The organism is Hydrogeniiclostridium mannosilyticum (genome assembly GCF_003268275.1).
GTDB lineage: Bacteria > Bacillota > Clostridia > Oscillospirales > Acutalibacteraceae > Hydrogeniiclostridium > Hydrogeniiclostridium mannosilyticum.
In genome coordinates, this window is the sequence record NZ_QLYR01000001.1 from 883,064 (window position 1) to 897,638 (window position 14,575).

Genomic DNA, 14,575 nt, shown 5'->3' on the forward strand with positions numbered 1-14,575 from the left:
ATATGAAAATAGACCGTCTGATTGGGATAATCACAACCTTACAACAGAAAAAAACCGTTACAGCTCCTTACCTCGCTGAAAAATTCGAGGTATCTCGTCGCACCATCAATCGTGATATTGAGGACATCTGTAAGGCCGGTATCCCTATTGTTACTACTCAAGGTGTCAATGGCGGTATATCAATAATGGATGGCTTTTCTCTTGATACCACCGTGTTTACCGAGCAAGAACTTGCGGCTATATTTACGGGCTTAAAATCGCTTGATAGTGTTTCCAATTCTGCCTCTGCAGAAAAGCTCGCGCAGAAGATTGGCGGAAGCTCTGCAATCAGACTGGCTGATAATATGGTAATTGACCTTATTTTAGCATCCATTTTAATTCTTTCCTTTCGACTCGGCATACCAACGCTTGCACTGCTCGATTCTGGCTCCCTGAGGAGTATCGCCATGTTCAGGATCGCAGGAATACTGCATCAGAAACTCACAAGGGATATCTGGGCATTCACCGTGGAACGGGTGCCCATTTGTTTCTATACAACCACCGCAACCGCAAGTCTCCTTATATTCACATCCGGTGCAGTACAATCCGCATCTTGAATCAACCATATGCATTACCTCTAATTTCTTTATTGGGTGTCTAACAACCGTCTTGAGCTTAGCTACATCACATTTTCTCGGATCAGAAAGATATATCTCGTGATGATATCTGTCATCAGTAATATCAAGCTCATAGCCATTCCGCCTTGCGTAATCGTGCATAGATGTAATCGTTGCCGGCTCATCATCATAGGAACCGATATGCATACACTGTACGCATTCTCCTTCAGCATATGACAAGAACTCCACCTTTGAAAAATCCGTTTTGTATTCTTTTTTATAATCAAATGCCATATCAAATGCCTCCACAACTCTTATAAAAACAGCAACTCATTGCCTTCAGGATCCTGTAGTATAAGCTCTCTACCGCCCCAAACTGCTGTAAATGGAGCAGCTACAGATCCTTGAACTCATCGAAAAAGCCGGTCCTTTTAATATTCAGCAGATCAAGGAAGAAACCGGTATGCTTGTAAAGCAGATCACACCGATTCTTCATCGCATGCAGGAAGCGTTTCTCATTTATGAGGATCAGTATGATGGCGAATGGGATCGCGGCTGGTATAAGTTCGCAGAGATGTTCCCGGAAGTAGATCCGAATAAATATACCAGACTGGAAGCACTCAAAATCGTGCTGCAGCGATTTGCATATAGAATCGTGTGGTTTGACACAGCGATGGCAAAGTCGTTCTACAAGATTCCTGAAAAAGAAATCAAATTGGCAGTCGGTGAGCTGGTTACTGAAGGCATATTGATAATATCAGACTCAGGTTATATGCTAAAGAGTGATGCCGAGCTGCTCGAAAATTACGAGCCTAAGGTTATGAGCTTCGTTTATGCTATTCACCGCAATGACTTTATCTATAAAGCTCACGAGCACGTTCTGAAGGAAATGGCAAAGCAACTTACCGAAGGGCTTGAATATGACCACGAGCCTCTGCAATACCTACTGATTGACGGTGAGTTTCATGGAGCATCAGTCGGACATTTCCGAAACGGTCCGTATGATCTCAATGATATTGTGTGTGATCTACCTGATGCCGAAAGCCGCAAGAACGAAATCGTCGAGGCAATCCGAATCGTAAACTATGGTAAGATGCCTTCTCGGTTCATGGGAAAGGAACTATAAGTATGACCAAAAGATTGATTACCATTGTTGGAGCAAATGGAGTTGGTAAGACTACAACGTCAAATTCATTATTGCAAATGTTGCCTAATAGTGCATACGTTGACGCAGATTGGTGTAGAGCCATCAACCCCTTTCAATTTACTGAAGCTACTAAGAAAACTGTAACAGACAATATCTTTTGCCTATTCAAAAACTATCTATCATGCGATGACATCGAAACAGTAATTTTTCCCTATGGTTTTCATGGAGAAAGAAAGCCAATTTATGATGAAGTAATTCGCAGACTAAGGGATGAAGGAATAGTCTTTGCTGAACACATTGTTATATTGAAGTGTGAATATGAAGAAAACAAAAAGCGTTCTATCAAAGACAACCGAGATAATGAACGCATAGAGCGAGGAATGAAAAATACTTTCAATTTTTATGATGAGTTGGAGTATCCTACAATAGATACAACATTCATGTCGCCAGGACAAGTTTCCCAAAAAATAATTGAGTTATTTTTCAGATGAACTGTTCTTGCACAAAGAACGTAAAATCCCGCAGATTTCATCCCCATCATAGGATGAAGTCTGTGGGATTTTTGTGTTTTCGGAAGCTGTGAAATATACAAGCCGGAGCAGATTTGTATATACACAGGTGACGAAAACAGGGGTGTCCAGAGGGGTGCAACCCCTTGGCTCTGGGTTTCCAATAGGGGCGAGCAGCATCCCTGTTGGCACACGACTTCCCTTGGAAAGTCTAGTGTGTTATACCTTTGTGGAGCAGATGGCAGCCGGAATTGTAGCACGCCCCGGAACGTGTGGCTACAGTTGCGGCGTTCTGGCGGGAAAGGTTGCCACTTGCGGACAGCATAAGCGACAGAAAAAGGCTGGTAAGCGGGGCGGATATGCACTGTCTGCCAGCCGTGTCATCTGCGAAACAAAGGTATAACAAAGCCCCCGTCAGCCGCTGCTTACTATCGTATCAGAACCACCACGGTAGCTTCCCGCGTAAGCTGTCCATCGCCTCGCCCTCCACCTTCTTTGTCCGGCTCTCGCTGAGATGGAAATGGAGCGCCGCGCCGATCAGCGGGTGCTCGATTCCATCGGTAAAGCCATAGCGGTACAGCAGATAGGTCTGCTCTCTGGCAGTCAGCTTGTCCAGTGCCGCATACAATTCTATCAGCTGCTCTTTTTGGATATAGATTTGCTCCGGCGTTTGGGCGTGAGGGTCAGCTATGGCTTCGATCCGCAGCATCCGTTCATCATCGGATAGAACGTCATCCAGATATACTCTCTGGAAGCCGGGGCCGTCTTTCTGATCCACCATCCGTTGCTCAAACTGCGCGAAGGCGGCGCGGATGCAGTCCGTCATGGCGTTGCGGATTGCTGGTGCCGCATAGGTCAGGAATTTCATGCTGCGTCCTGCGTCAAATAAAGGGATTGCGTTCAGCAGGCCGATACTTCCCTCCTGCACCAAATCATCTACATCAATTCCAATATCATTTTCATCCAGTCCCATGCTTCGGTATTGTTCTAAAGCAATTTTTCGGATAAAGCCCAGATTGTTTTCCAGCAAAATGTCACGGGCATCCGTATCCCCTGCCTGCGCCAGCTTGCACAGCCGCTCATTGCTCAGGGTCGGCATTTTGTTTCTCCTGCGCGTGGTCTAAGGTAGATTGAAGAAATTCCGTCAATGCCTGACCAAACTTGTCCAATGCTTCCTTTTGCACGCCATCCATCCCCGCCGCGCTCTGGGTAACGGCGGCGGAAATCATTTCCGGCGTGATGGTTGGTGCCTGGATATCTTGGCCTTTTGTCAACTCGGTGAACATCTGCTGCGTGACGCCCTTGGTCAAAGACTGCACCGCCGTAAAATCGTTGCCGATCTCTTTTTTCACTTCCCGCAGCGCTGCCATAAATGAGTTCTGTATCATCGTCAGGTCAGCCTGATATACAGGGACTTTCTGTCGGTTGACAGCTCTGGCCGCCTGCACAGCGGCATCCGTCTTCACATTCCGGTGCAGCATCGCGCTGAGAGTAGTAAGCATCTGGTTCTGACCAGCAAAACCGGCGGCCAGCGTATCGTCAAAATATTGCTCGATCATGTAGGTGACTTCTGCAAAGCGAGGGCTTTCCAAAAGGCGGTTGACGATCTCCGCATTGGCTTTTCCAGTGTACAGATTCCGCGCCGCCTGCACAGACAGACCCAGTTCTTCAATATCAAAATTTGTCCGGTCGGGCGTGTTGACTTCCCCTAACAGGAAATCTGTGGAGACTTCAAACACTTTTGCAATGCGGAGCAAATGTTCTGTGCTGATTTTATCGGTTTTGCCGCTTACAAACCGGCTGATGGCGCTCTCGGTGCTGCCGATGCGGGTCGCCAACTGTGCCTGGGTAATCTTATGTTCCTTCATAAGCTCCTGCATCCGCTGCCGGACATTGCCGGGAAGATAGGCTCCCTCCATGTGACGCACCTCTTTTCTGAAAATCCTTTTTATCCATTATACCTTATAAAACCAGCGCGGGCAAATGCTTTCCGCTGGCTTCGCCGCTCTGAGGTCTTGCATTTTTGCAAGATTTCAGGGCGGCATTTTTCCATTTCTTGCACTTTTAGCGGATTTTTCGGTCTACAGGCTTTTTCCCCGTATATTCAGGCAGACGGGCAGATACCGTCAATAAATTATGGAGGGAATAGCCTATGAATTTGTTTGAAACTGTAAAATCTGCTGTCACTGTGAAGCAGGCCGCTGAACACTACGGATGCAAGGTTAACCGGGGCGATATGATCTGTTGCCCCTTCCACGTTGACCGGCATCCCAGCATGAAGCTGAACGAGCGGTACTTTTACTGTTTTGGCTGCGGGGTCACCGGCGATGTGATCGACTTTGTGGCGCGGCTGTTTGGTCTGAGTAGCTACGAGGCCGTAAAGAAGCTGGCCTATGACTTCGGCATCGACCCGGACAAGCCACCAGCAGCGATGGCCCTGCCCAAACGGGAACGCCCCCTGCTGAGAGCATACCGTCAGGAGGAGGTGCGCTGCCTGCGGGTATTGTGCGATTATCTGCATCTTCTGGAAAGCTGGAAGGTGCAGTACACACCCAAGACACCGGAAGATGTTCTGGATGACCGGTTTGTGGAAACCTGCCAGATGCTGGACTATGTGGAGTATCTGGCAGATTTGCTCATTGCCGCCGAGCTGGAACAGCGGGTAAAAATCGTAGAAATGCTGAACAAAGATGGCCTGATCGCCGGTTTGGAGGAACGATTGGAGAAATTGAAAAAGGAGGAAGTTACCCATGAAGAAAAACAAGCAGCCTGACGGGATGCCTGTCTGGTTCGATGGAAAAAGTATCAACGAAGCCCTGTTTTGTGATGATTTTCTCGGCAGACACAAAATCATCTACACAAACGGGGCTTTTTTCACGCCTGAAGGCCGTGTGACCGATGAACTGCCGCTGCGTGGAGAAATTTTTGAGGAGCTGAAATGCTGTGCGGTCAGCAATATCCCCCGCAAAATCAGCAACATTGTGGAGCTGATGAAGCTGGCGGCGCTGGCGGAGGATTTTCCCCCGGAGCCAGATCGGATTCATCTTTCCAACGGGACACTCTTTTTGGACGGGATCTTTGTGGAGGGAAAGCCAAAAATTGTCCGCAACCGCTTTCCCGTGACCTACAACCCCAATGCTGCTAAGCCTGTCCTCTGGCTGCAATTTCTGGATGGACTGCTCTACCCGGAGGACATCCCCATCTTGCAGGAATATATCGGTTACTGCCTGATTCCCAGTAATAAGGGTCAGCGGATGATGGTGATTAAGGGCAGCGGCGGCGAGGGTAAGAGCCAGATCGGTGCGGTGCTGTCCGCCCTGTTCGGCAGTAGCATGAAGGACGGCAGCATCGGCAAAATTTCCGAGAACCGTTTTGCTCGTGCTGACCTGGAGCATATTCTCTTGTGTGTGGATGACGATATGCGGATGGAGGCCCTACGCCAGACCAACTACGTCAAATCCATCGTCACCGCACAGGGTAAGATGGATTTGGAGCGCAAGGGCAAACAGAGTTATCAGGGCTGGATGTGTGCCCGGCTGCTGGCGTTCAGCAACGGCGACTTGCAGGCACTCTTTGACCGCAGTGACGGCTTTTACCGGCGGCAGCTGGTGCTGACCACCAAAGAAAAACCTGCTGACCGTGTGGACGATCCCGACTTGGCTGAAAAGATGAAAGCGGAGATTGAGGGCATCTTCCTCTGGGCCTTTGCGGGATTGCAGCGGCTGGTCGCCAACAGCTTCAAGTTCACCGAGAGCCAGCGCACCAGAGAGAACCGGGAGGCCATCAAGCGTGACAATAACAATGTGTTCGATTTTCTGGAATCCGAGGGCTATATCCGGCTGAAAGCCGATGCGTCTATCAGTTCAAAGGATTGCTACGACATTTACCGGATGTGGTGCGAAGAAAACAGTCTGACTGCACTTAAACGCCGCAGTTTCAGCGATGCGCTGGTGGCAGCCTGCGGCAAGTACAATCTGGAACACTGCAACACGATCACCAATTCGGCAGGACGCCGGGTGTGGGGCTTCATGGGCATTGAGGCAGTGGCGAGGCCCCATATAAACGAGTTTACGGACGCTTCACAGTGTACGTACGTACCGGAAGACTGGCGGGAGTGATGCCTACTCCGGTCGCCGGTACGTATGTACGCAGCGATTAACCCTATTATCTCATATATTGCAAAAACACTTTGGCTCGACAAAGTGGTCGTGACCACTTTGGGGACAACCAAACCGAAACAGGAAACGCGGTGATTTTATAGGCATATTTTGAAGCAATCACAATGCGGCGAAATATTTCTCTATTATCTGCACACACTTCGCAGAATAGCGGCTCACGAAATGGCATACAGATTGCACCGTTTCGTGACAATACAGCCCGAATGATGAAAAGCCTCGCATTTCCGCGAAGTCGAATATTCCGCCGTTAAACAACGATACACAGGGAACTATTTCTATAGCAAAACAGCAACTATAACAATTTTATCATTCCATAAAGCCGGTACGCTGTCCAGCGCAGCCGGTTCTTTTTATGGGCAAGAAAATTTGGAGGATTATTATGAAATCAAGTATCCGAAACGAAATCAAGGCGCAGATCATCCGCGCCGGTTACACCATGCAAGAAGTCGTTGACCTTCTGCATGACGAATATGGCTGGAGTGACAGCGTATCCAATCTTTCCGGCAAATTGCAGCGGGAATCACTGCGGTATCGGGAGGCTGTAGAACTGGCTGACGTGCTGGGATATGACATTGTCTGGCAGAAACGGAGGGATTGAGCATGGAGAAAGCACAGTACGCGATTATGCGATTTGCAAAATACAAGGGACCTGAAATCGGCAATATCGAGGCCCATAACGAGCGTACAAAGGAAAAGTACGCCAGCAATCCTGATGTGGACACCAGCCGAAGCAAGTACAACTTCCATCTGGTCAAACCGCCCGGCAAATACCGGGCGGAATCAGAGCGGCAGATTGCCTCCGCCGGATGCCGTACCCGGAAAGACAGTATCCGTATGGTGGAGGCTTTGTTCACCGCCAGCCCGGAGTTTTTCAAGGGAAAGAAGCGGACGGAGATTCGGACATTTTTTGAGGAAGCCCTGCACTTTCTGGAACAGCATCAATCCAAAGAGACAATTATATCCGCCGTGGTGCATATGGACGAGAAAACGCCCCATATGCACCTTTGTTTTGTCCCGCTGACTGAGGACGGCAGGCTCAGCGCCAAAGATATTATGGGCAACAAAAAGAAGCTGACCTGGTGGCAGGATGAGTTTTGGAAACACATGGTCAAGAAGTTTCCGGATTTGGAGCGCGGCGAGAGCGCCAGCCTGACCGGGCGCGACCATATCCCGCCCCGCGTGTTCAAGGAGATGACCAGACTGACCAAACAGAAGGATAAACTGGAGGATCTGCTCACCGGAATCAATCCCTTCAACGCCAAAAGTCGGGCGGAGGAAATCTGCAAGATTCTGGACACCTATCTTCCCAGCGTGGAGAAGATGGACACGCTGCTGCGGAAATATGGCGTAGCCTTCACGAAAACAGCATCCGAAAATAAAAGGTTGAAAACGAAAAATGCCGAACTGGAAGAATCCCTTGCATCGGCACGGAAGGTCAGCACCTTAAAGCAGATCGAAGATTTCAAGCTACGGCGCGACTATGACAGTGCTGTGGCGATTTTGGAGCAGATACCGGCAGAAGTTTTGAACATCTATGCGCAGAGCAGCCATAGAGGAAAGGAGCGGCCTATTGAGCAAAGTTTATGATGATCCGAAATATGATGCGGCATTTGACCGCTGCGTTGATGTAATGGCGCGGCTGTTGCAGAAGTACGGGCCGCAGCTGTTGGGGCAGATGCAGGAGACTGTGAAAGATGACTGCACACGTTTTGCGGTATCAGGGAAGCAACCCATTCCTGTGTATCAGGAATTTGACAAAGCCGCTTGATATAAATTGAATTTACACGTTGCGTATTTATATAGCACATGCTATAATAAGTACGCAACGTGTATTTTTGCTTTATGGGGTAAATGAAATGGACTGCAAAGCCAAAATAAAAGAACTGCGGGAAAGCACTGGCATGAACCGCAAGGAATTTTGTAAATATTTTCAGATTCCCTATCGGACAGTAACAGAGTGGGAACTGGATCATCGCCATGCGCCGGAATATGTGCTTCGTTTGTTGGAGTACTATATTCAGAACGAAGGTCTGGCGAAGAAAAAGGGAACGGATGAATGTTTGGAGATGGAAGAAAGGGGCGGCCTGCATGAAGAAAACTAAAACAAAATGCTATCTTTACACACGGGTATCTACTTCCATGCAGGTGGACGGATACAGTCTGGACGCTCAGCGCGATAAACTGCGGAAATACGCTGAATATGAAGACATGGTAGTGGCGGGTGAATATTCTGACGAAGGCTTTTCCGGTAAGAATATTCAAGGCAGACATGAATTTCAGCAGATGCTGCAAGATATTCAGGATTGCAAAGACGGCGTGGAATATGTGTTGGTGTTCAAGTTGTCCCGGTTCGGCAGGAATGCCGCCGATGTGCTGAACTCTTTACAGCTGATGCAGGATTTTGGCGTCAATCTGATCTGTGTGGAAGATGGCATTGACAGTTCCAAAGATTCCGGCAAGCTGATGATTTCTGTTCTCTCTGCGGTGGCAGAGATTGAGCGTGAGAATATTCGGACGCAGACGATGGCCGGACGGGAGCAGAAAGCCCGCGAAGGAAAATGGAACGGCGGTTTTGCCCCTTATGGATACCGGCTTGAAAATGGAAAACTGCTGATTGCTGAAGATGAAGTGGATGTCATCCGCACTATCTTTGACCGCTATATTCACACGAACGATGGTGTCAGCGGCGTGGCGAAATATTTGAACCGGCAGGGATTTGTGAAGAAGCTGCGGCAGAACGGCACAATTCCCGGTTTTTCTGCCAGCTTTGTGAAAAGTATCATTGATAATCCGGTATATATGGGAAAAATCGCCTATGGCAGACGCCGGACAGAGAAGAAGATCGGCACACGGAATGAGATGCATGTGGTTGAGCAATCGGAGTTTCCCGTGTATGAAGGTCAGCACGAGGCTATTATTTCTGAAGAAGATTGGAATCTTGCACAGGAGAAAAGCAAAGTCAACGCTTACCGGCGTGAGAAAGTAAATGACCCTACCCACGCACATATCCTGTCCGGCATTCTGAAATGCCCCTGCTGCGGCAAAAGCCTGTACGGGAATATTGCGAAAGCCCACAGCAAGGACAAAAAGACCCGTTATTACTATTACTGCAAAAACACAGTTACACCGACTGGTCATGAGTGTACTTTCCGGCTGAACATTGAGCAGACTGAAATGAACCGTATGGTGGCGGCAATTATCTCCGCAATGGTCAATGATCCGCGGTTTGCAGATGCAATCAAAGAGAAAATTGGCTCTGCTGTCGATACAAAGGATTTAGAAAAACAGTTGGAGACGTTACAGATGCAACTACGGCAGACTTTGGGCACAAAGGCGCGTTTGGAACGTCAAATGGATGGCTTAGATGTAAGTGATCCCTATTATGACCGAAAAATTTCTGATTTACAGCGCCGCTATGACGAGCAATATGGTAAAATAGATGAGGTTGAAGTCCAGATTGATGATGTGCAAAGCCAGATACGGAGCATCCGGCAGGAAAAGATTTCTGGCGATAATATCTATCGCCTGCTGCTGGCATTCGATCAGGTCTATGAAGCCGCCTCTGAGGTGGAGCGAAAAGAATTTATGCGGGCTTTCATCGAGCGAATCGAGTTGTTCCCGGAAAAGCAGCCAGATGGCAACTGGATCAGGAAGATTATCTTCAACTTCCCTGTTCCAGTAAATGGGACAGAAGTGAAAGAATTGCCCTTGGAAAATGGAACAATGGTCGAGACGGTTGCTTTGCTATCTTAGGAATCTGCTTCCCGCACTTTTATCCCCGTGGGCATCACGCCCAAGGAGATGGGACTCGGTAGGGATAAGGAACAGCCTGCGTATAACAATACGTGAGTATGTACTAAAGAAATACGGATTAAAAGTACCGCCGCTGTATATTGCGAATATCAAGGAAAAGCTGGGGTTGGGGAAGCTGCTCTCCTGCGAGGATGCGGGGATTCGCCGTGGTATGGATAGGTTAATCTTTCATGCCGGCAATAAAACCTTTTCAGTACAGTGTATGAGTAAAAATATATCACACAGCCTTTGTAAAGAAATCCATAAAAATTTGGACAAATTAAAAAAAAGCAATCGATCATTAAAAAATTATTTTTTGGTCACTCTCACATCCAAATGATGTGGGAGTATTTTTGTGTAGCAAAAAGAACGCGCTTTCGATTTTGCTTAACTGCTGCCTATCTGACAGACCAGGCTCCGCCAAGGCGGCTAACGCCCCTCTAACGAGGTTACAAGCCTTGACGGAGCCTGAGAGCTATATCCGAATTCTTTTAGGCAAATAGAAAGCTGTTTGACTTACAGCATAGGCTTGACAAGATGTATGGATAAGCGCGTTTATCCGCGGCCCTTTTTCAGCGCCTGCATCACATTGCGCACAACGCCCTGCACCACATATTCACGGTACGCCGCGGCATGGCCCGGGCAACCGAACACCCGCATCTTTTCAAGGGTAGCTTCTTTTACCGCATCTGTGATGCCCGGCATCAGGTCGGTAATCCCGCAGCCTTCGGTATAGTTGTCATGGGAATAACGGGCGTAGGCGGCGTTGATGTCAGTGAAAATATTGACCTTACTGATGCCGTTTGCGATAGCGCTGCGGAAATCCTGGTCGGAAAGGCCGGAGCCGCCGTGGAGGACGAGCGGGGTCTCCACAATTTCAGCTATTTCCTTCAGCCGGTTAAAGTCCAGCTTGGGCTTGCTCTTGTATGCGCCGTGCGCCGTGCCGATGGCGACCGCCAGCGCGTCCACACCGGTTGCCTCCGCAAATGCGCGGGCCTCCTCCGGCTCGGTATAAATGCTGTTATCGTTTTCCCCTACGCTTTCCGCGCCGCCGTCGTTGCTGCCGACATGGCCGAGCTCCGCCTCAATGGAAAGGCCGCGGCGGTGGGCATAATCGGCCATGGTCTTCACATCCCAGATATTCTCCTGAAAGCTCTTGGTAGAGCAGTCGTACATCACGGAGGTAAAGCCCAGGTCAATGGCCTTTTGTACGCAGTCAACCGTGAGCCCATGGTCCAGGTGCAGCACGACCGGCACCGTGGCCTTCTTAGCCAGCGGCACCAGGAAGGAGGCAAGCTCCTCAAGCCCGGTATAGGGCAGCAGCACCTCGGCGGAACCGATAATAACCGGGGATCGCGCCTCTTCCGCCGCGGCCAGCACGCCCTTGGCCATTTCCAGGTCAACCGTGTTAAACAGGCCCACGGCATAGCGATTCTTTTTTGCGTCGGGTAAAATTTCGCGCAGGGTAACCAGCATGTTTGCTCCAGCCTTTCTCTTACTTCATATTTTCAACGACAATTTTACAGTTGTAAAAAATGTTTTTTTATCTCTAAAAAACAGCATATCATATTTTGGCTGCCGCTGCAATGGGAAACAAGACATACGGCCCAAAGGAACCGTAAAAAACGCTTGCCGGGCGCCCGGCTTTATGCCACAATAAGCCTGGAAAGCTTACCTGAAAGCCCGTCGAGGAAGGCGGCGTCCGCGCCCGAATCGGTGACAAGAGCGCCAATATCCTCCGGCTGGGCATAGCACACGAAGGAACGTTTCCCCAGCTTGCTGGAGTCCGCCAGCACCACAGCGTCACCGGAGCGCGCCACGGCAAGCTCAACCAGCGAGGAGGTGTCGGCATCGGTGCCCATAAATCCATCCTCCAGGGTCACGCCGTCCGCACCCAAAAAGCATTTACTGAAATGAAAGTTCTGAATAAATTTATTGCTGGCAAAGCCGGCAAAATCCATGCGCCGGGCACGGTACTCTCCCCCCAGCAAAATCACCGTGCAATAAGGGGACAGAAGCTGTAAATTCGCCAATGAATTTGTCACAACTGTGACGTTGCCGAGTTCCGCGTCCCGCAGCCGGCAAGCCAGCGCCGCGCAAAGCTGCTGCAGGGTCGTGCCGGAATCCAAAAAGAGGATGTCCCCGCATTCTATCAGCTCCAGCGCCCGCTGGGCGATGCGCTGCTTCTCCTCCCGCATGGCCTGCTCCGATTGTTCAAAGGAGTAATCATAGGGCCCATTCTGAGCCAGCTGAATCCCGCCATATTTGCGTATAACCAGATTCTGCTGCTCCAGCTCCGCAAAAAGGCGGCGGGCCGTAGACTCCGACACATTTAACAAAGACATGGCCTGAGCCGTGTCCAATGTTTTGGCGGTGAGAAGCGTCTGTAGCAGCAGGGCCTCCCTTTCACTTCGCTTTGCGACGTTGACCATCTCCCTAATAGTTTTTCAAGCCATCTATTTAAAAAACAGCATTATAAGCCCCGGCGCACAGAACGCTCAAAAGTGCCGGCGGCCCCCAAAAGCAGCGCGCCCGGGCCTCTTCTGTTATATCCTATTACGGCGCGGTTGTCAAGCATTCGGTCGCCAAAAAGGCGGATTCGGTCGGATATTTCCCGAATATAATGAATGATTCACACATTATATTGAAAGAAACAATCAAAAATGATTGACAAAACCCTTCCTTTGCATTACCATAAGGCTAGAGAAGCGGAATCTTTTCTTTTGGGGATTATCATGATGAACTGAGCGGCCCAGGAACGCCGGGCCGCAGAGAAAGTAGGTGCTGTTCTGTGAAAAAAGTGGAGCGATCCCTAACCGGCCTACTCGGAAAACCGTATATGGATGCCGTCACAGGCGCCGCCGCCGTCCTTTTGGGGATGGACAGCGGCCAGGCGCGGAAGCTTGCGGAGGAAAAGGTGGACTTTTTGCCGCAGGAGTGGCTCCGGAGGATGGACGCCATGCTGGACCGGGTCGGCGAGCAAATCTGTCCGCCAGTGGCGGACACCGTTCAGGGCGCGCCGACCAACGCGTTCGCAAAAGCGGCAAACAGCCAGGCAAGTCCGGTTTCAGGCTTTGGCTACTACCGTCTGGGGGAGGACGGCAGGCTTTACCTCGCCTCTAAAAGCGAGCATTACCACACGCCCATGGGGCACAACTTCCCGGGCTACCGCTTAATCGACAATGCCCGGGCGCTCGGCGTCACCAACGCCACCCACAACAACACCCGCGGCTACATTACCCGTCTGTGTGAACGGGAGCTGGTGCGCTGCGCCAACGGCCTGGCACGCGGGGATGTCCAGGGCCTGGAGAAGGTGCTTGCCAGCACGGAGCGGCATGTGCTGAACCGGGTAATCAACCTTGAAACGGGCAGCCTGGCCTGCGAGGCCGGCATCAAAATGATGCTGGCGCGCTTTTACCGGCTGGATAAGACCTTCCCGGCGCCGAAATACAGCGGGAAAATCCCGGTGTTCTTTGTCATGCAGGACTATGACGGCGGCGCCATGGCCAATTACCACGGCACCACGGTCCTTGCGCAGACATTCCGCGATATGTGGCCAGAGCTCTATGCCGGCGCGGAAGCGGGCCGCCTTTATGAGGTCTGCCCCATCGCCATCAACAACATCGAGGATTTTAAGGAAAAGTTCGCGCGCTATAATACGGGCAATTATAAGGCCGCGGGGCTTATTCATGAGATCATTCTCATGAACTACGGCGGCATTAAGCTGCATGAGGATTATCTTCAGGAGGTTTACCGAATCTGCCACGAGGGGGACACCCCCATCCTGTGCGACGAGATCCAGTCCTGCATGTGGTACGAGGGGATGTTCCTCTTCCGCTTGTATGGCCTGAACCCGGACTTTGTCGCCATCGGCAAGGGCTTCCCGGGCGGGCAATACCCGGCCTCGCGGATCCTCCTCTCCGCGGAGATGGATAACCTGAACCAATTCGGCGCGCTGGTGACCAACGGGCAGGAGGAGCTGGCCTCGCTGGCTTACCTGATTACCATGGAATACGCCCAGGAAAATGCGGAGGAAATCCGGGACATCTGCGCTTACTATGAAGAACAGGCGGAGACGCTGAAGGCCCGGTTTCCCAGCGTGGTGGAACGCATTGAGGGCCAAGGGCTGCTGAGCGCGGTCACCTTTAGGGATGTAGGCGAAACGGTGCGTTTTGTCCAGCTTCTGCAGGAGGAATGCATCGATGTCAGCGCGCAGGTATACAAGGCCTGCTGCCCGCCCGCCGCCCTTTTGAAGCTGCCGCTCATTGCCAGCCGGACAATGGTTGACTGGATGATTCAGCGGATGGCCGGGGTCCTCACCCGCATGAAAACGGAAGCCGGCGGCTAAAAACG

The 14,575-nt window shown here is 50.5% G+C and carries 15 protein-coding genes and 1 pseudogene; 11 read left to right on the forward strand and 5 right to left on the reverse strand.

Annotation, left to right across the window (positions count from 1 at the left end; translation table 11 throughout):
• Positions 1 to 2: 2 nt before the first annotated feature.
• Positions 3 to 596, forward strand: coding sequence for a helix-turn-helix transcriptional regulator (locus tag DPQ25_RS15290; RefSeq protein ID WP_407928141.1), 594 nt, complete (start codon positions 3 to 5; stop codon positions 594 to 596).
• A gap of 42 nt (positions 597 to 638) precedes the next feature.
• Here the strand turns inward: DPQ25_RS15290 and DPQ25_RS15005 are convergent.
• Positions 639 to 890 (reverse strand): annotated as a pseudogene (locus DPQ25_RS15005) (GyrI-like domain-containing protein); the annotation flags it as partial.
• A 91-nt stretch (positions 891 to 981) separates the two neighbouring features.
• On the opposite strand from DPQ25_RS15005, the gene DPQ25_RS04120 reads away from it, so the two are divergent.
• On the forward strand, positions 982 to 1,722 hold the full coding sequence (locus DPQ25_RS04120; protein ID WP_146740521.1) for a hypothetical protein: 741 nt from the start codon (positions 982 to 984) through the stop codon (positions 1,720 to 1,722).
• A gap of 2 nt (positions 1,723 to 1,724) precedes the next feature.
• Positions 1,725 to 2,234, forward strand: coding sequence for a nucleoside/nucleotide kinase family protein (locus tag DPQ25_RS04125; protein ID WP_112331872.1), 510 nt, complete (start codon positions 1,725 to 1,727; stop codon positions 2,232 to 2,234).
• Between the two features lie 454 nt (positions 2,235 to 2,688).
• Here the strand turns inward: DPQ25_RS04125 and DPQ25_RS04135 are convergent, their stop codons facing one another.
• Positions 2,689 to 3,351, reverse strand: a complete 663-nt coding sequence (locus DPQ25_RS04135) for a sigma-70 family RNA polymerase sigma factor (RefSeq protein ID WP_112331874.1) — start codon at positions 3,349 to 3,351, stop codon at positions 2,689 to 2,691.
• Positions 3,332 to 4,171: a helix-turn-helix domain-containing protein gene (locus DPQ25_RS04140; protein ID WP_112331875.1), complete on the reverse strand. Its 840-nt coding sequence runs from the start codon at positions 4,169 to 4,171 to the stop codon at positions 3,332 to 3,334. Before DPQ25_RS04140 ends, DPQ25_RS04135 begins: the two co-directional genes overlap by 20 nt.
• 233 nt (positions 4,172 to 4,404) lie before the next feature.
• On the opposite strand from DPQ25_RS04140, the gene DPQ25_RS04145 reads away from it, so the two are divergent.
• The 7 genes from DPQ25_RS04145 to DPQ25_RS04175 all read left to right on the forward strand — a co-directional run bounded on the left by DPQ25_RS04145 (position 4,405) and on the right by DPQ25_RS04175 (position 10,183).
• Entirely contained in the window at positions 4,405 to 5,025 is a 621-nt protein-coding gene (locus tag DPQ25_RS04145) for a CHC2 zinc finger domain-containing protein (RefSeq protein WP_112331876.1), read from the forward strand.
• Entirely contained in the window at positions 5,003 to 6,370 is a 1,368-nt protein-coding gene (locus DPQ25_RS04150; RefSeq protein WP_112331877.1) for a DNA primase family protein, read from the forward strand. Before DPQ25_RS04145 ends, DPQ25_RS04150 begins: the two co-directional genes overlap by 23 nt.
• A 439-nt stretch (positions 6,371 to 6,809) precedes the next feature.
• Positions 6,810 to 7,028 (forward strand): LLM class flavin-dependent oxidoreductase, encoded by a 219-nt coding sequence (locus DPQ25_RS04155; protein ID WP_112331878.1) that lies wholly within the window; start codon positions 6,810 to 6,812, stop codon positions 7,026 to 7,028.
• A 2-nt stretch (positions 7,029 to 7,030) separates the two neighbouring features.
• On the forward strand, positions 7,031 to 8,017 hold the full coding sequence (gene mobV, locus DPQ25_RS04160; protein WP_112331879.1) for a MobV family relaxase: 987 nt from the start codon (positions 7,031 to 7,033) through the stop codon (positions 8,015 to 8,017).
• On the forward strand, positions 8,001 to 8,198 hold the full coding sequence (locus tag DPQ25_RS04165) for a hypothetical protein (protein WP_112331880.1): 198 nt from the start codon (positions 8,001 to 8,003) through the stop codon (positions 8,196 to 8,198). The genes mobV and DPQ25_RS04165 overlap by 17 nt, the downstream gene beginning before the upstream one ends.
• 88 nt (positions 8,199 to 8,286) lie before the next feature.
• On the forward strand, positions 8,287 to 8,532 hold the full coding sequence (locus DPQ25_RS04170) for a helix-turn-helix domain-containing protein (protein ID WP_112331881.1): 246 nt from the start codon (positions 8,287 to 8,289) through the stop codon (positions 8,530 to 8,532).
• Positions 8,519 to 10,183, forward strand: coding sequence for a recombinase family protein (locus tag DPQ25_RS04175; RefSeq protein WP_112331882.1), 1,665 nt, complete (start codon positions 8,519 to 8,521; stop codon positions 10,181 to 10,183). Before DPQ25_RS04170 ends, DPQ25_RS04175 begins: the two co-directional genes overlap by 14 nt.
• A gap of 594 nt (positions 10,184 to 10,777) precedes the next feature.
• On the opposite strand, the gene DPQ25_RS04185 is transcribed toward DPQ25_RS04175, so the two are convergent.
• On the reverse strand, positions 10,778 to 11,698 hold the full coding sequence (locus tag DPQ25_RS04185) for a class II fructose-bisphosphate aldolase (protein WP_112331884.1): 921 nt from the start codon (positions 11,696 to 11,698) through the stop codon (positions 10,778 to 10,780).
• 170 nt (positions 11,699 to 11,868) lie between these two features.
• A complete protein-coding gene (locus DPQ25_RS04195; RefSeq protein WP_112331886.1) occupies positions 11,869 to 12,654 on the reverse strand; it encodes a DeoR/GlpR family DNA-binding transcription regulator in 786 nt (261 codons plus the stop codon).
• Positions 12,655 to 13,013: 359 nt separating this feature from the next.
• Between DPQ25_RS04195 and DPQ25_RS04200 the strand changes: the two genes are divergently transcribed.
• Positions 13,014 to 14,570 (forward strand): aminotransferase class III-fold pyridoxal phosphate-dependent enzyme, encoded by a 1,557-nt coding sequence (locus tag DPQ25_RS04200; RefSeq protein WP_112331887.1) that lies wholly within the window; start codon positions 13,014 to 13,016, stop codon positions 14,568 to 14,570.
• Positions 14,571 to 14,575 lie beyond the last annotated feature (5 nt).